Origin of the sequence: Phytomonospora endophytica, assembly GCF_014202425.1 — a bacterium.
Lineage (GTDB): Bacteria > Actinomycetota > Actinomycetes > Mycobacteriales > Micromonosporaceae > Phytomonospora > Phytomonospora endophytica.
Map to the genome: position 1 here is coordinate 384,141 of NZ_JACHGT010000001.1, position 16,764 is coordinate 400,904.

General features: G+C 70.8%; 11 protein-coding genes. 5 read left to right on the top strand and 6 right to left on the bottom strand.

Annotation, left to right across the window (positions count from 1 at the left end; genetic code table 11):
• Window positions 1-32 precede the first annotated feature (32 nt).
• Together ftsY and HNR73_RS01560 are read left to right on the top strand one after the other, a co-directional pair.
• A complete protein-coding gene (gene ftsY / locus HNR73_RS01555) occupies window positions 33-1,220 on the top strand; it encodes a signal recognition particle-docking protein FtsY (protein WP_184785370.1) in 1,188 nt (395 codons plus the stop codon).
• 24 nt (window positions 1,221-1,244) lie between these two features.
• Window positions 1,245-2,033 carry an aminoglycoside phosphotransferase family protein gene (locus HNR73_RS01560; protein WP_184785371.1) on the top strand — a complete coding sequence of 263 codons (789 nt, stop codon included), beginning with the start codon at window positions 1,245-1,247 and terminating at the stop codon, window positions 2,031-2,033.
• A 661-nt stretch (window positions 2,034-2,694) separates the two neighbouring features.
• Here the strand turns inward: HNR73_RS01560 and HNR73_RS01565 are convergent.
• Window positions 2,695-2,928 (bottom strand): hypothetical protein, encoded by a 234-nt coding sequence (locus tag HNR73_RS01565; protein WP_184785372.1) that lies wholly within the window; start codon window positions 2,926-2,928, stop codon window positions 2,695-2,697.
• Window positions 2,929-3,182: 254 nt separating this feature from the next.
• Between HNR73_RS01565 and HNR73_RS01570 the strand changes: the two genes are divergently transcribed.
• From HNR73_RS01570 to HNR73_RS01580, 3 genes are all read left to right on the top strand, one after another.
• Window positions 3,183-4,496: an ammonium transporter gene (locus HNR73_RS01570; protein ID WP_184785373.1), complete on the top strand. Its 1,314-nt coding sequence runs from the start codon at window positions 3,183-3,185 to the stop codon at window positions 4,494-4,496.
• Between the two features lie 114 nt (window positions 4,497-4,610).
• The gene (gene ffh, locus HNR73_RS01575) at window positions 4,611-6,143 is read left to right on the top strand and encodes a signal recognition particle protein (protein ID WP_184785374.1); all 1,533 of its coding nucleotides are present in this window, start codon (window positions 4,611-4,613) and stop codon (window positions 6,141-6,143) included.
• A gap of 5 nt (window positions 6,144-6,148) precedes the next feature.
• A complete protein-coding gene (locus HNR73_RS01580) occupies window positions 6,149-7,243 on the top strand; it encodes an amidohydrolase family protein (protein ID WP_239122095.1) in 1,095 nt (364 codons plus the stop codon).
• An 18-nt stretch (window positions 7,244-7,261) separates the two neighbouring features.
• Here HNR73_RS01580 and HNR73_RS01585 read toward each other — a convergent pair whose 3' ends face one another.
• The 5 genes from HNR73_RS01585 to HNR73_RS01605 all read right to left on the bottom strand — a co-directional run bounded on the left by HNR73_RS01585 (window position 7,262) and on the right by HNR73_RS01605 (window position 16,683).
• The gene (locus HNR73_RS01585) at window positions 7,262-9,097 is read right to left on the bottom strand and encodes an ATP-binding protein (protein WP_203686112.1); all 1,836 of its coding nucleotides are present in this window, start codon (window positions 9,095-9,097) and stop codon (window positions 7,262-7,264) included.
• Complete coding sequence (locus HNR73_RS01590; protein ID WP_184785375.1) at window positions 9,094-10,524, bottom strand: DUF2201 family putative metallopeptidase; 1,431 nt, start codon at window positions 10,522-10,524, stop codon at window positions 9,094-9,096. The genes HNR73_RS01585 and HNR73_RS01590 overlap by 4 nt, the downstream gene beginning before the upstream one ends.
• Complete coding sequence (locus HNR73_RS01595) at window positions 10,521-12,878, bottom strand: amino acid adenylation domain-containing protein (protein ID WP_184785376.1); 2,358 nt, start codon at window positions 12,876-12,878, stop codon at window positions 10,521-10,523. The genes HNR73_RS01590 and HNR73_RS01595 overlap by 4 nt, the downstream gene beginning before the upstream one ends.
• Window positions 12,879-12,888: 10 nt before the next feature.
• The gene (locus tag HNR73_RS01600) at window positions 12,889-15,348 is read right to left on the bottom strand and encodes a hypothetical protein (RefSeq protein WP_184785377.1); all 2,460 of its coding nucleotides are present in this window, start codon (window positions 15,346-15,348) and stop codon (window positions 12,889-12,891) included.
• A 186-nt stretch (window positions 15,349-15,534) separates the two neighbouring features.
• Window positions 15,535-16,683: a C45 family autoproteolytic acyltransferase/hydrolase gene (locus tag HNR73_RS01605; RefSeq protein ID WP_184785378.1), complete on the bottom strand. Its 1,149-nt coding sequence runs from the start codon at window positions 16,681-16,683 to the stop codon at window positions 15,535-15,537.
• Between the last annotated feature and the right edge of the window lie 81 nt (window positions 16,684-16,764).

The following is a 16,764-nucleotide window of genomic DNA, read 5'->3' on the forward strand; positions in this document are numbered from 1 at the left end:
CCATTCGCACTCACGTCTGCAAGGATTCACGCATGGACAACTGGTGGCTCTACGCCGTGGTGGCGCTCGTCGTCATCATCGGCGCCGCGCTCCTCGTCGTACCCCGACTCCGCAAGGGCCGTGAAAGCGAGCCCGCCGAGCAGGTGACGAAGCCCGAGCCACCGGCGTCGTCGGCCACGGCCGTGGAGGAGGCGGAGGCGCCGGTCGTCGAGGCGCCCGAAGCGCCCGAGGTCGTCGCCGAGAAGCCCGCGGAGCCCGTCGTCGAGGTCCCCGAACCGACCGTCGGCCGGCTCGTGCGGTTGCGCGCGCGGCTCGCCCGGTCCCAGAACGCCATCGGCCGCGGTTTGCTGAGCCTGCTCGCCAGCGACAAGCTCGACGAGGACGTGTGGGAGGAGATCGAGGGCACGCTCCTCGCCGCCGACGTCGGCGTCCAGCCCACGACCGTCATCGTCGACCGGCTGCGGGAACGCACCCGCGTCCTGGGTACCCGCACCGCCGTCGAGCTGCGCAAGCTGCTCGCCGAGGAGCTGACGATCGCCCTCGACCCCGACATGGACCGGACGCTGCACACCGAGCCGCGCGACGGGAAGCCCGCCGTGATGCTCGTCGTCGGTGTCAACGGTGCCGGGAAGACCACGACCTGCGGGAAGATCGCCCGGGTCCTGGTCGCCGACGGCCGTACCGTCCTTCTCGGCGCCGCCGACACCTTCCGCGCCGCCGCCGTCGACCAGCTCGCGACCTGGGCGCACCGGGTCGGGGCCGAAGTCGTGCGCGGCGAGGAGAAGGCCGACCCGGCCAGCGTCGCCTTCGACGCGGTCAAGAAGGGCATCGACGCGGGCGTCGACACGGTCATGATCGACACCGCGGGGCGCCTGCAGAACAAGGCCGGCCTGATGGACGAGCTCGGCAAGGTCAAGCGGGTCGTGGAAAAGCACGGGCCGGTGGCCGAGACGCTGCTCGTGCTCGACGCCACCACCGGACAGAACGGCCTCGAACAGGCAAGGGTGTTCACCGAGGTCTGCGACGTTTCGGGAGTGGTGCTCACCAAGCTGGACGGGACCGCCAAGGGCGGCATCGTCATCGCAGTACAGCGCAGGCTCGGTGTTCCGGTTAAGCTCGTCGGACTCGGTGAAGGTCCCGATGATCTCGCGCCGTTCAATGTCAGCGACTTCGTGGACGCGTTGCTCGGTGACGAACGGGACGCGAAGGTCTCGGGCTGAACCTCGTATTGACGGTGGTGGTCGGTGACGCAGCAGGAGGTTCCGCTTCACGGCGGTAACACCAGTACCGTGGTGCGGCTCGGTGACACGGTTCGCCGTAACACCGGGCCGTGGACACCCGCGGTTCACTCGCTCCTTCGGCATCTGGAGGTGCGCGGTTTCACCGGGGCGCCCAGAGCCCTGGGGAACGACGAGCACGGACGTGAGGTTCTGTCGTACCTGGAGGGTGAGTGCGGGGAGTACCCGCTCGCGCCGCACTGGACGACCGACGAGGCACTGCAGACGGTCGCGACGATGCTGCGGATGTTCCACGACGCGCAGTACGGCTTCGTGCCTCCCCCGGGAGCGGTGTGGAGGTCGTTCGGGCCCCCGCCGCCGGACACCGAGGTGATCTGCCACCACGACGCGGCCCCGCACAACGTGATCTGGCGGCCCGACGGGACCCTGGCGATGATCGACTTCGATCTCGCGTCGCCGGGGGCGCGGATCTACGACGTGGCGTACGCGGCTTGGACGTGGGTGCCGTTGTTCACGGACAGGGACTCCTACACGCTGGGGTGGAAGCGGCCGGATCGGCCGCGGAGGCTGCGGTTGTTCGCTGACGCGTACGGGCTGTCGGCGCGGGACCGGGCGCGGTTCATCCGGGTGATCCGGAAGCGGATCGTGGATCACGTCGAGGGGATCCGGCGGATGGCGGCGGCGGGAGATCCGGCGTTCATTCGGATCGTGCACAAGGGGCATCTGCGGCGGCCGGTGCGGGACTTGCGGTTGCTGGATCAGGAGCGGTTCATTTTGGATCATGCGCTGAGGTGAGGGTGGGGTGGGGGTGCTCGCTGCGCTGAGGGGGTGTTTCCTTGGGTGCGGGTGCGGGTGCGGGTGCGGGTGCGGGTGGCGTTGCGTTGCGTTGCGTTGCCGGGGGCTGTGGTTTCGGGCCGTGACCGGGGCTCTGCCCCGGACCCCGCAAGGGGCTTCGCCCCCTTGACCCCCGGCCTCGCTCGGGAGACTGGGGGTGCCTTGGCGGTCTCCGGTCGGGTGGCTGGGATGCGGGCTGAGGTTGTTTGGCACTCGCCTGTCTCCGTCTTATCGGCCTTTTCAAGGGCACATGAAGAACCTGGGGCAGTCAAGGGAAAGAGCGCCCTTGACAGCCCCAGAACCTTCATGTCGTCCAATCAACGGCCGAAGCGACGGAGACAGAGGTTAGTGGTGGGTGGGTCGCGCTGGCGCGACCTGGGGGTTCCGTCTCGTGGGGGCGTTCGCTGCGACGGTGTGACCTCACCGAACACGTCCGCGCGCACGTGTTTCGTCTCGTGGGGGGCGTTCGCTGCAGGCTGCAGGCAGCAGGCAGCAGGCAGCAGGCAGCAGGCAGCACGCAGCGCACCGCACGCTGTCCGTCGCTTTGCGCTGGGCAGCGTTCGGCGGCGCGCGTCTGAACGAATCGCGCGCTTCCCCCTCGTGCCCAAAGGGGCCCCAAAAATCACAATACGGACAGGGTGTGACAGTTCGTATCGGCTGCTTTTTCGTTTGGAGTGTCACCCGTGTCGCCGGCGTTCGTGATCGCCGCCGCTTTCGCTCGGTGGGCGTCCTGGCGAACTCGCTCGTCGTGCGGCTTTCGCTGATGCCGCTGTTCTAGTCCGCGTGTCGCCGCCATCGCGAGCTCGTCATGCGGGGTCGGTTCGTGCGCGCCCGTCTTCGTGCCGTTGATGTTCACGGCGTGCCCTCGCCCGCTCGCGTTGCCGTCCGCCGCACCCACCCCGCCCGCGCCGCCGTGCCCGCCCGCGCCGCCATGCCTGTCCGGGCCATCGAGCCCTGTCCGGGCCCCCAAGACCCACGCCACCTGCGTTGTGAGCAGAAGTTCACGTCTTCGAAACATCGGTCGACATGTCCGTAACACGCGCGGCTCGTCGGTGAAACACCCCTGCTCGACGCTGTCCCCACGTTCACTTGACACCGGAAGGACTCGGCATGGAACTCGACGCCGGTAACACAGCCTGGGTGCTGATCGCCTCAGCACTCGTACTTCTCATGGTGCCGGGCCTTGCCCTGTTCTACGGCGGGCTGACGCGTGCCAAGAGCAAGGTCAACATGCTGATGATGAACCTGTCGGCCCTGGCCATCGTCAGCCTCCTGTGGGTCGCCTACGGCTACAGCGTCGCCTTCAAGGGCACCGGGGCCGTCATCGGGGACTTCACGGCGGCCGGGCTTCGTGACCTTCAGGACGCGGTGACGTCGACGGGGTTGCCCGAGTTGCTGTTCGTCGTCTTCCAGATGATGTTCGCCGGGATCACCGTCGCGCTCGTCTCGGGTGCGGTGGCCGAGCGCATGAAGTTCAGTTCCTGGCTCGTCTTCGCCGTGGTGTGGGCTTCGGTCGTGTACTTCCCCGTCGCGCACTGGGTGTGGGGTGGCGGGTTCATCGGGAACCGTGACACCGGGATCGGCGCTCTCGACTTCGCCGGTGGCACGGCTGTCCACGTCAACGCCGGAGCCGCCGCGTTCGGCCTGATCCTCGTCCTCGGGAAGCGACTGGGCTGGCCGCACCGCGACCACAAGCCGCACAACATGTCCCTCGTCCTGCTCGGCACGGGCCTGCTGTGGTTCGGGTGGTTCGGCTTCAACGCCGGCTCCGAACTCGCCGCCGACGGGATCGCCGCGCTCGCCTTCATCAACACGCAGGTCGCCACGGCGGCCGGGGTCGTCGCCTGGATGATCGTCGACTGGATCCGCCTTGGCAAGCCGACGCTGCTCGGGTCCTGCGGTGGCGCGGTCGCCGGGCTCGTCGCCATCACGCCCGCCTGTGCCTACGTCGAACCGCTGGGGGCGCTCGCCATCGGCGTCATCGCCGGTGCGCTGTGCCCCTTCGCGATCCTGCTGAAGAAGCGTCTCGGCTACGACGACTCGCTCGACGTCGTCGGTGTCCACCTGGTCGCCGGTGCGGTCGGGTCGGTCCTGATCGGTGTCTTCGCGGTGGGCTCGCTGGTGCCCGAGGGCGTCAGCGCGGGTCTGGCCTACGGCGGGGGTGCTTCGCTGCTGGGCAAGCAGGCCGCGGCGGTCGGCATCGTGGCGGTCTTCTCGGCGCTCGTGGCCGCCGTCATCGGCCTCGTGCTGAAGCTCACCATCGGCCTGCGCGTCCCCGCCGAGGGCGAGGTCGCCGGGATCGACACCCACGAACACGCCGAAGAGGGCTACGTCCTCGCCTACGAGGACGAGGACGCCTCGGCCACCGAACAGGCCGAGCAGGCCGACGAGACCGAAGGCGAACTGGTCGGCGCCGCCAAATAGGCACCTGACGGCACATGGCCCGCGAGGGGTTGTCGCGGGCCATGTGCCGTGTCCGGCTCCGGCCGGATAGGCTCGTTGGGACCTGCTATGAGTTGACAGCGAGGACGACCACCAGTGTTCGACACTCTTTCCGAGCGCCTGTCCGGCATTTTCAACCAGCTGCGCGGCAAGGGACGCCTCACCGACGCCGACATCGACGCCACCGCGCGCGAGATCCGGCTGGCATTGCTTGAGGCCGATGTCGCGCTGCCCGTCGTGCGCACCTTCATCGGGCACGTCAAAGAACGCTGCCGCGGTGCCGAGGTGTCGAAAGCCCTCAACCCCGGCCAGCAGGTCATCAAGATCGTCAACGAGGAGCTCATCGCGATCCTCGGCGGCGAGTCTCGCCGCCTGACCTTCGCCAAACAGCCCCCCACGGTCGTCATGCTCGCCGGCCTCCAGGGCGCCGGTAAGACGACCCTGGCGGGCAAGCTCGCGCTGTGGCTCAAAGGCCAGGGCCACGAGCCGCTCCTCGTCGCCGCCGACCTCCAGCGCCCCAACGCCGTCGAGCAGCTCAAGGTCATGGGCGAGCGCGCGGGCGTCGAGGTCTACGCGCCCCAGCCCGGCTCCGGCGTCGGCGACCCCGTCGAGGTCGCCAAGGACTCTCTCGCGCACGCGACCCGCCACGCCCGCGACATCGTCATCGTCGACACCGCCGGCCGTCTCGGCATCGACGCCGAGATGATGGCGCAGGCCGCGGCGATCCGCGATGTCACGAACCCCGACGAGGTCCTGTTCGTCATCGACGCGATGATCGGTCAGGACGCCGTCACCACCGCCGAGGCCTTCCGCGACGGCGTTGGCATCACCGGTGTCGTCCTCTCCAAGCTCGACGGTGACGCGCGCGGTGGTGCCGCCCTGTCGGTCCGGGAGGTCACCGGGCAGCCGATCATGTTCGCCTCCACGGGCGAGAAGCTCACCGACTTCGACGTCTTCCACCCCGACCGGATGGCTTCGCGCATCCTCGGCATGGGCGACGTGCTGACCCTCATCGAGCAGGCCGAGACGGTCTTCGAGGAGGAGCAGAAGGAGCGGATGACCGCCAAGATGCTCGGCGGTGAGACCTTCACGCTCAACGACTTCCTGGAGCAGCTCCTCGCGGTCCGCAAGATGGGCCCGATCGCCAACCTGCTGGGCATGATGCCCGGCATGGGGCAGATGAAGGACCAGATCGCCGACCTCGACGACAAGCACCTCGACAAGGTCACCGCGATCATCCGCTCGATGACGCCCGGTGAGCGCGAGGACCCGAAGGTCATCAAGGGCTCGCGGCGGATCCGCATCGCCAACGGCTCGGGCACCTCGGTCAACGACGTCAACCAGCTCATCACCCGCTTCTTCGACGCGCAGAAGATGATGAAGCAGATGGGCGGCATGATGGGCATGCCGGGCGGCCGGAAGGCCACGAAGTCGCCGACGATCAAGCGCAAGGGCAAGAACGGCAAGGTCAAGAAGCGCAACGTGCGCTCGGGCGGCATCGCCGGCGGCATGTTCGGGCCGAAACCGCCCGCGCAGCTGCCCGGTCAGGACCCCTCGGGTCTGCCCTCGGACTTCCAGATGCCCAATATCGACTTCGGTCAGCTGGGCGGCAAGAAAAAGAAGGACTGACGTCCGTGCCGCGCGAGGTGGAGCCGCTGCACGTCCGTGCCGTCGTCCTGCCCGGTGACGAGGTGACCGACCTGTACCTGTACGGGGACACGGTCACCTTCGAGCCGATCGCGGGCGCCCGCACGATCGTCGACGGCGGTTTCGTCCTCCCCGGTCTCGTCGACGCGCACTGCCACATCGGCATCAAACGCGGCTCGAACCCGGTGACCTCGCTCGACGAGGCCCGCGCCTTCGCCGCCGTCGACCGGGACGCCGGTGTCCTCGCCATCCGTGACGCGGGTTCGCCTTTCCCGTACCCGGAACTCGACGACGATCCCGACGTGCCGCGACTCGTGCGCGCGGGCCGCCACCTCGCGCCCGCGAAGCGCTACCTCCGGGGCGTCGCGATCGAGTGCACGCCCGAGGAGCTGCCGCTCCGCGCGGCCGAGCAGGCCGAACTCGGCAACGGCTGGATCAAACTCGTCGCCGACTGGATCGACCGCGGTGAAGGCGACCTCGGCCCCACCTACGACGCCTCCGTGCTCGCCGCCGCGATCGACGCCGCCCACGACGCGGGCGCCAAAGTCGCCGTGCACACCTTCAGTGAGGAGGCCGTCGCCGCCGTCGTGCGGGCCGGCGTCGACTCCGTCGAACACGGCACGGGCCTGTCGCTCGACCTCATCGACGAGATGGCCGCCCGGGGCACCGCGCTGGTCCCGACGATGATCAACATCGCGACCTTCGACGACATCGCCGCCCACGCCGACCCGAAGTTCCCCGTCTACGCCGAGCACATGCGCCGCCTCAAGACCGGGTTCCCCGAGGTCGTGCGGGCCGCGCACGAGGCGGGCGTGCCGATCTATGTGGGCACCGACGCCGGGGGCGGCATCGACCACGGTCTCGCCGCCGAGGAGATGATCCTGCTCAACGAACTCGCCGGGATCCCCACCGAGGAGGTCATCGCCGCGGCGAGCTGGCGCGGCCGGGACTGGCTCGGTTTCGGTTCGCTGACCGAGCGAGGGCTCGCCGACCTCGTCGCCTACGACACCGACCCGCGAAAGGACCTGCGCGTGCTGCGGGACCCGAAACGGATCGTGCTGCGGGGACGGGTCGTCAAGTAGCCCGCCCCCGGGTGGTCCCTACCGCAGCTTCGCCATCGCCGCCACCGCGTCGACCCACACCCGCTGCTTCTCCGGTGTCTGCCCGACCAGGTACGTCGCGCGCAGCTTCGGCGGCAGGTGCAGCAGCAACCGCGCCACGACCTCGATGTTGTCCCGCAGCTGCGAGGCCTCGGCGTTGGCGAAGACCTGGTGCACCAGGTCCGTGACGTCGGTGCCCTCGTCGTTCGACTCGGCCGCGATCATCAACCGCGCCTCCCAGCCGTCGACGTCGGAGGCCAGTTCACGCAGACCCACCGGCTTGTTGTCGGCCAGACGCGCCTCAAGCCCCGACAGCGACACCGGCGCGTAGTCGCCGTCGCCCAGATAGATCAGCCCGGTCCGCAACGGCTGTTCATGCCGGTGCAGCTTGATCAACCGCTCGATCGTCCGCTTCGTGACCCACTCGCGGCCCTCATCGTCGATGTCGTTCTTCCACCACTCCAGCACCACCTCGGCGGTGTGGCCGTAAGTGTCGATCAGCCACTGGTTGGCCGGGATGTCATCGGGCCGGACCTCATAACTCACCGTGAAACGGCTCGCCTGGGCCACGTTGTTGCTCGACACCATCAGCTTGCGGCCCAGGTGATACGGCGGATTCTGCAACGCGATCTGCGCCTTCAGGTTCTGGATCGGACGGCCCGCGAGGGTCCACTCCTGCGTGACCTCCATCAACTTCGCGAAAGCCGCCTTGTCCTTCGGCCGGTTGTACTCGTCCCAGACCAGGACCTTCGGTTCACGACCCAGCAGGCTGCGCGTCAACAGCGCCTCCAGGCTCCCGTCGGGCGTGGGGACCGGCACGCACAGATCCTCCACATTCGTCACCGGCAGCGAGAAGTACACCGGGTCACGACCGATCTCGTCGCGCACGACCTGTTTCGTCACCGCCGTCTTCCCGCACCCGGGAGGCCCCTGCAGCAGCACCGCCCACCGGTTGCGGATCGCCGCCCGCAGAATCCGCCGCACCGGGTCGGCGACCGTCGCCGGCGACGAGACGCCCAGGGCCTTGCCGATCCGGCCCAGGATCTCATCGGTCAAGTCGCGCGGCTTGCCCTTCTGCTCATCGGCCAGCCGCAACCGCGTCCCGTTCACCAGTGGCAGACCCCACTCCAGCGGGAAACCCTCCCGCGCGCAGTCCAGGACGTGCTGCAGCGTCCGCGGCGACAGCAGCTGCCGCACCACGGGCGCCTGCGCCGCCCAGACCTGGAACACCGGCGCCAGATCCCACGACGGATACCGCGCCGACAGGAACCGCCGCCACGAGGTGTCGTTGGCGCTGATCCGCATCGTCACCATCCGGTCGAGGACCGCCAGGTCACTGCGCCGGGCACTGGTCTCCGCCGAGGACTCGTTGTCGGTGAGGAACACCCCGACACAGCCCAGCTCCCGCAGATCGTGCTCGCCGAGGGTCCAGTCGCACGCGATCTGCATCAGCTGCGACTGGATGGTGTCCCCGGCCTGCAGCGAGTCGTCCAGCAACAGCACGAACGGCCGGCCCGGATTGAGCTGCTTCATGATCAGCTGCCGCAGCGCCAGCCCGCCCCGGTCCGTCCGGACCGGCGCGTTGACCAGCAGGTCGTCCGGCGTCAGGTTCGCCGCCGGGACCAGCACCACCTCGGTGTCGGGATACCGCTTCGGGATGTAGGACAGGAAGGTCGCCGTCTTCCCGATCCCATGCTCGCCGAACACCTGCCCGGTCTGGCCCATCGCGATCATCGCGTCGATGAAACGCTCAAGGGCCGAAGGTTCCGGCGCGTTCGCCGCGGCCTTCGCCTTGCGCGGCGTCCCGCGCCTGTCCCCGGTCATCAGCTCCGTCATCGCTCTCCCGTGGTGACCCGATGGCAGGCCATCGGCGGATCGTGTCTTTCCGGCCAGTCGTCGCCTCCGTCGGTGATCAGCCAGATCCACTTGCCCGGCTCCGCCGGCGACACCACGGGCGCGTACCCGTCGGTCACCATGATCACCGCGTCGGCCTTCTCCTCGAAGGTCGCGCCGCCGACCTCAAGACGGCCCTCGGCGTAGTCCACGACGTTCTGGAAATTCGTGCCCCCGCCGCCGTGCACCCGCTCACCGGGCTTGAACGGCATCACGACCCCGTCGAAGCTCAGCCAGTGCGTCTCCACCCCGTCGGTCTGCCCCACCAGCGTCGTCAGCCACTCCACGACGTCATCGGACATCGAACCCGAGGTGTCGAAGGCGACCAGCACCACCTTCGTCCGCTCCCGCCCCCGCCGCGACAGCAGCGGCTCGTGCCCCAGCGACAGCAGGACCGCGCCCAGCTTCTTCGGGTAGACCAGCCGTTCGCCCTCCCGCAGCTTCGAGGCCAGCACGTCGATCAGCCAGCGCTTCCACCAGTCGACCCGGCGCGTCTTCGGCGTCTGCCCGCGCAGCGCGGACAGCCCCAGCTCGCCCCACATCTTGCTCAGGCCGTCGTCGTCGCCGTCGCTGCGCCCGGCGAGGTCGAGCAGTTCGTCCTTCGCCGACCGGTTCCCCCGGCGCGCCTGCCGCATCGTCTCCTCCAGCACGGCCCGGCCGATGCGCGCGACGGTCTCGTCGTCGAGCGGCACACCCCCGTCGCCGTGGATGCACACGTACGACGGGCCCGGAGGATGCCTCATGCGCTTGAGTTCGGCGTAGACGGTCATGTCGGTCTCCACGAAGTCCTCGAAGGACAGTGGTTCCAGGCCCTGCCCGCGCAGATCGCGCCGGTAGGCCTCGTGGACCTCGGCGGGATCGACGCCGGTTGGCCGGACCGTCCCGTCGGCGAGGCGCTCGCCCGGCAGCGTGGAGCGGCCAAGGCGCCGCATCGCGACGTGGTTGATGCTCACCTCGGCGGCGATGGTGAAGACCGGGTCTTCGCGCAGCTCACGCTCGACGTACATGTGCCGGTGCACCAGGTGGCGCGCCTCGTGGAACAGCACGAACTTGACGCCCGCGACGTCGAGGCGGCAGAAGAAGTCCGGGTTGTACAGCAGCATGCACGCGCCCGCGCCGGTCGCGACGACCGCGGCGGTGTCGATCGCGGTCGTCGCGATCTGGTGATGGCACTTGGCGTACAGCCAGGACGTCATGACGCTGTCGCTGATGCCGAGGTCGAGCAGCGCCGACTCCTTCAGCGCCCGGGCCCGCTCGATCACCTCCGGCTCGGCTGGTTCGTGCGCGACGAGGGCGTGCCGGTCGGCGAGGTCGACGGGCCTGCGGGGATGGGGATGGGAGTGACCGGTGGCGGCTTCGGGGGTCGTCAACGCCCCTCCGTTCCCATGACGGTGGCGGCGGTGGCGAGCAGCGCGGCGACGGGGCCGTCGAACTCGTCGAGCAGCCGAACGGCGAGGATCCAGGCGTCCTGGTCGGTGCCGAGGGTGTGGCGGACCATGTCCGACAGTGTCGCGCGCGCCCGCGCGGCGTCGAACGCGGGCGGCGGATCCTCGATGAGTTCCCCGATCAGGCGCAGGGCGCCCACCGCGGGCCGCGCGTGCAGCAGCAGGTCCGTTGTGGACAGTCGGCCGGCGGTGAGGGCACGGCGGATCCAGGCGCGCTCCTCGTAACGGTGGCTCAACGGGTTCTTCCCGACCACGGCGCCGCTCTCGGCACCGCCGAGGATCGCGCGCTCGGCCGGGCTGAGTCCGACCAGCACCCGCTCGGACTCCGCGCGGATGTCCGCGGGGCAGTCGTCGACGTGGGCGAAGCGGCCGAAGACGTCGTCGCGGAAGGGCTCTTCGCGGTGGGCGGCCAGGATCTCCGGCCAGTGCCACAGGTGCGACTCGGCGAGCAGCGCCACCGGATCGACGGCCGGGTCGCGCAGGGCCGCGACCTGGCCGCGCGCGCTCTCGCCGTGGGCGACGCGGGCGCTGAGGCTGTCGACGGCCGCGGCCTCGTCGCCGATCGCGAGGAGGTCCCGGAGCGCGTGGTCGACCGTCGCCAGGAAGGCGGGCCGCCGGGGATCGGTGGCATGGGCCTTGAGTTCACCGTGGAACTCCACCAGCCGCTCGGTGCCCCGATGCCGCCACACGTTCAGCAGCATCCGCAGTTGCGGCACCTCGCCGCGGACGCGCTGGGACTGCAGGATCGACCACTGGACCTCGGTGTCGGCGCACACGACGGCGTCGCGCGGATGCCAGTCGTCGCGGCCGAGGCGGCGGAGTTCGAGGCGGAAGGCCGGGTCGAGGCGGCGGGCGAGGACGCGCTCACGGAGCGGGCGGTCGCAGTTCGGGTGCTTGAAGACGCGGGCGTCGACGAGCGGTTCACCGAGGTCGAGGAGGCGGCCGAGTTCGGCGGCCGACAGTTCCGGTCGCGCGGCCAGGAGGGCCTGCTGGGCCGGGGTGCCGTAGGAGGTGAGGTGGTCGATCCAGTCGGCGCGGAACGGGCTCTCCGACAGCAGCAGAGCGGTGGTGGGGGCGTCGAGTTCGGCGAGGACGGTCATCTGGACGACCGTGTCGGTGACGCTGAGGAGCCCGGCGAGGGCGGCGCGTTCGGCGCCGGGCTGGCCCGCTCCGGCCGCTCGGCCGCTGCGCCGGGGCGCGTCGGTGAAGAGTTCGGTGATGGAGCCGTCGAAGCGGCGCAGGCGGGCGCGCATGCGGTCCCAGGCGCGTGGGTCCTCGCCGAGCCGTTCGGTGACGAGGGCGGCGAGTTCGTCGGTGAGGGGCTTCCAGGCGGGCGAGGCCGAGCGGCGCAGGACCGCCGCGAGCACGGCCGGCGCGGGTCGGGCCTCGGCGGCGATGAGGGCGGCGTGGCCGTTCTCCTCGACGAGGCGTGTGATGAGCCCGGCGACGGCCTTGTCGGGCGCGGGCACCGAGGCGGGGGCCGTCAGCAGGCCCGGGTGGACGCGGTGGGCGGACCGCACGACGACGGCGGAGTCGGTGCGGTAGAAGGCGAGCAGCGCGTCCTCGGAGCAGTCGGGGCGCGCGGCGAGAACGTCGACGAGCATGCCGGAGAAGGGTTTGCGGCGGTGGGCCTCGATGACCGTGGGCCACTCGATGACCCCGCGCTTGCCGATGGCGTCGCGGTGGAGGTGGTCGGGCGCGGTTCGCAGCTCCTCGATGAGGCCGGTGGTGCCTTCGAGGAGCGCCGTGCGTGCGGCGAGGCCGGGGGGTGGCTCGGTGCCCTCCAGCGTGTGGATGGCGAGCCGGGCCCGATGCCGTTCGGCCTCGCTGAGGTACAGGCTGTCGACGGCGTGGCGGACGAGCTCGGGGAAAGGCGCGCGTAGGACGTTGGCGGCCTCGACCTGCCAGCGCTCGGGGTGGTGCAGCATCCCTTCGCGGAGGCCGTCGGGGCCGTGCCAGCACGCTCGTTCCGGGGGAGAGGACAGCAGCAGGCCCTGCGCCTCGTGGGGGAGGGTCAGGAGGGTCTCCATCCCGCAGGGGCAGGTTCCGGCGATCCGTGTGTGCAGGTCGGTGTTCTCGGGGTCGCGACGGATCAGGGCGGCCAGCTGGGCGTCGAGACCATGGCGCAGCACCGTTTCGAGCAGCCCGCCGGGGAGTTCGGTGAGGCGTTCGAGGATGCCGGCGAGGACGTCGCCGAGCGCGGTGGTCACTCGCTCCCAGTCCATGTCGCCGGCGGCGGCGAGCAGCACGCTTCCGGCGTAGCGTTCGTTGCGCGTCACGTCGTTCCCCTCAGGCCGCCACGGCCGCCGTGCGCAGGAGTTCGGCGACGGTGCCGCGGAACTCGGGCAGCATGCGCAGGGCGAGAAGCCAGGCGTCGGGCCGGTCGCCGACGGTCCCGGCGAGCAGCTCGGTCAGCGGCTCGGGCTCCTCGGCGAGTGCTTGCGCGGTCAGTGAGAGCGCCCGCATCGCGGGGAAGCCGTCGGTGAGGACCTGCCCGGTGTTCAGCTGGCCGGAGGTCAGGCAGCCCGAGAGCCAGAACCCGTTGACGAAGCCCGCGTCGAGGGCCTCGGCGCGCAGTCGCCGCAGCGGACCGCCGGGACTGGACAGTACTTCGTCCCAGGCGTTGCCCTGTGCCGCGGCGGCCTCGTCCAGTTCCGCGGGGAGCTCGTTGATCTCGTGGCGCATCGCCGCGAGCATCTTCGCCGGCAGGGGCTCGGTGCGATGGGCGGCGAGGATCCGGGGCCAGAGCCACACGTGGGACTCGCGGGCCAGCACGAAGTGGTCCTCGCGTTCACGGCGCAGCTCGGCGACCTGCCATTCCGCGGTCAGCGTGGCGTCCAGCTCGGCCCGCAGCGCCGCGAGCGCGGCCGCCGGCTCGGGCATCGCGGCGAGTTTGCGCAGGCGGGACTTGGCGCCTCGGCCGATCGGCCGACGCGAGTAGTTGGCACCGGTGAAGGAGTCGGAGATCAGGTGCAGGGCACGGTCCTTGCCGTGCCGCTCCCAGGCGTTGAGCAGCAGCCGCAGTTGCGGGCGCTCGCCGCGTACGCGGACGTGGCGGAGGATGTGCTCCTGCAGCTCGGTGTCGGCGCAGTCGACGGCGTCGGTGCCGCGCCAGCCGCCGGTCTTGGCGAGCAGGCGGTCGCGTAGTTCGGGGTGGAGCGGCACCGGGCCTTCGCCCGGCCCGAAGCGCGTGCCGGACAGGATCGCGCGCCGCTGCTCGGGAGTGGCGCCCGTCCGGTGGAAGATGCGGGCGTTGACCACGGGAGAGTCGAGGGCCAGCAGGCGGTGCAGCCAGTCCGCGTCGAGCCCGATGCGGGCGGCGAGCATCGCCGCCCAGGTCTCGTCGCGGGCGATCGCGGTTTCCATCAGGCGGGGGTCGAAGGCGGCGCGGGTGAACACGTCGAAGCGCGTGCGATCGTCGAGGACGGGCAGGAGCGCCAGGCGAACCTCGACCGTGGCGCGGTCGAAGACGGCGATGAAGGCCTCCCGCGCTCCCGACAGGGAGGGGGCCTTGCCGTCCGTGGGCGCGGGGGCGGCCTCGGGCCAGGACGCGGGCGCCTTGCCGTCGCCGACCATGGCCGAGACGTGGCCGAAGAGGTCCGTGACGGTTCCGCGCGCCGACTTCAGCGCCGCCCGCAGCGCCCGCCAGGCGGCGGGGTCGTCGCCGAGTTTCGCGACGGCCGCGGTCAGCTCGGCGAGCGCGGGATGCGCGTCCCCGGCATGGTCGCCGCGAGTGCCGGCGAGGACGGCGGTCGCCGGAGCGGCGTCGGTCAACAGCCCGCAGGAGAGGCCGTCGGCGAGGGCCCGGCGGGTCAGCATCCGGGTCGACTTCCCGAGGACCGACGCCGAGGCCTTCACCCCGTGCCAGACGCGGGCGTCGAAGCCGCCGGCGATCTCGGCGACCGCGAGCGGATGCGCCGCGTAGAGGACCGCGACGATCTCCGGTGGGCAGTCGTGCCGTTCCACCAGGGCCCTGGCCGCGCGCTCGTCGAAGGGTTCGGCGGCGTGCGCGGCCGCGATCAGCGGCCAGTCCAAGGTGGAGCGCTGGGCGGCCTGTTCGCCGAGGTCCGCGCGCTGCCCGGGGCGAAGTTCCCGGATCGCCGACTCCGTGCCTTCCGCCCAGGCCAGCAGGCCCGAGAGGTCGCCGCCCGCGTCGAGTTCGGCCAAGGCCAGCTCGCCGACCTTCCCGCCCAGCAGTTCGGCCCAGATCCGGGCCGTCTCGGCCCCGTCATGGCGGTACAGGCCGCGCAATGCGTGTCCGCGTTCGCGTTCGCTCAGCGCCACCGGCGCCACGGTCAGCGCGTGCTCGATCAGGTCGGGGAACGGGGCGTGGACCATGGGCCGCAGTCCGGTGAGGTTCTTGATCTGGCGGAGCCGGGCGAGCGCGCCTTCGGGGCCGTGCCAGCCGGGATGCTCCGGGTCGGCGTGCTTCAGTGTCGCCCGACGCAGAGCGGGATCCTCGCCCGCGGCGAGGGCGACGGCGGGGTGGCCGGTCGCGGCGAGGCGCTCGCGGACGGCGGGGTCGTGGCGCAGTCCGGGGTTGCCGGTCACGGCCTGGAGCATCGCGGCGTCGTCCGAGGCGAGGACGGTGTCGAGCAGACCGCCGGGGAGGTTTTCGCGCTTGCGCAGGACTACGAGGAACTCTCCGCGCAGCGACGAGGTGAGCCCGGTCCAGTCGAGCGGTCCGGCCGCGCCGATCAGGGTGGAGAAGGCCTGCTCGTGGTCGTGGGGCATGTGCGTGGGACTCAAGGCTTTCCTTCGGCTCGGCTGCGTGGAGCCTAACGCCGGGGTGTGACAGTCCTTTGTGGACGGCCGCGTGACGCGGGGGCTCCCATCCGGTGCCGACAAAGCTAATCCCCCGTGGCGACAGCGGACCGCGCACGAGGGGCGCACCGTCCGTGGAGTGACCACTGTGGACGGTGCGCCTCTTCGCGGTCAGCGCGGGCTGAAGCGCAGGACCTCACTGCGCCGGACCGCGCCGTCGGCGTCACCGAGGTAGAAGCGCGTCTCCAGGGCGGGGTCCTGCACGTCGACGATCGTGCGCCACAGGGTCCGCCACGGGTAGCCGGGCGTCGCGGGGACCGCGACCTCGTCCATGATCTCCTCCAGGTACTCGCGGCCGATCTTCTCGTCGACGGTCCGCTCGGCGAGCGTGCGGGCGCGGGCGTAGGTCTGGAAGGTCTGCTCGGTGTCCTCGGGGAGCCTGTTCGGGTCGGGGTTGCGGCTGAGCAGGTGGTTGGTCACGCACAGCGGACCGCCGTTCGCGGCCTCGATCATGTGCTCGACACCGCCCGCGCGCTCCCACACGAAGGCGTTGCCCTCGGCGTCGGCGATCAGGTAGTGGCAGCCGACCTCCTCGGTCTGCTTGGCCCCGAGCAGGGCGGCCTTCGCCTCCTCGACGGTCCGGCAGGTCTCCAGCACGAAGCGCGCCAGGTGCATCGGGTTGATCCCGACCTGCGCCGGCATCGGGCCCTCCGGCGGCTTCGCCGCGGTGATGTCGGCGATCAGCAGCGCCACCGACAGCCCGGCCTCGTTGACGCCCTCGGTCGCGCCGTCGAGGTTGTCCATGGTGATGATGGTCGTGGCCAGGCCCTCGTCGGGGACGGTGGTCAGTACGTACGGCCGCGAGGCGATCGGAGTTCCGCCGGGGACGGCGGCCCGCGCGCCGGGTTCGGCGAAGGCCGCGACCATCTCGGGCCAGGACATGGTGAAGAAGTCGTAGTTGCGGCCGAACAGGCCATGACCGTCCAGTGTGGACGACGGCGGGCAGAAGACCACCGAGCAGCCCGAGCCCTCCGGCACGCTCGACGGCGAGTCGAACAGCACGTCGTCGCGCTCGGCGTCCATGCCGAACGCGTCGGCGATGCCGCGCAGCCGCTCGGCGTGCTGCGGCCAGTGCCGCTCGAACCAGAGGCGGCGGGCCCGGCCCACGACCGGGTCGATCGGCGCCGGCGCCCAGCCGTGCGAGGCGGCCTCGGCGCCCAGTACGCGGCCGATCTCACGCTGGCCGCCGGACAGCCGCAGGTGCCGCACGGTCAGGAAGTCGGTCGCGCCGCCGGCGACGACGGTGGATTCGTTAGACATCTCGCGCTCCTCGGAATATCGGGGGAATCCCTGTGCCCCGAACGGTTCCCGGTGGCGCTGACGGCCCGCGCACGAAACGCG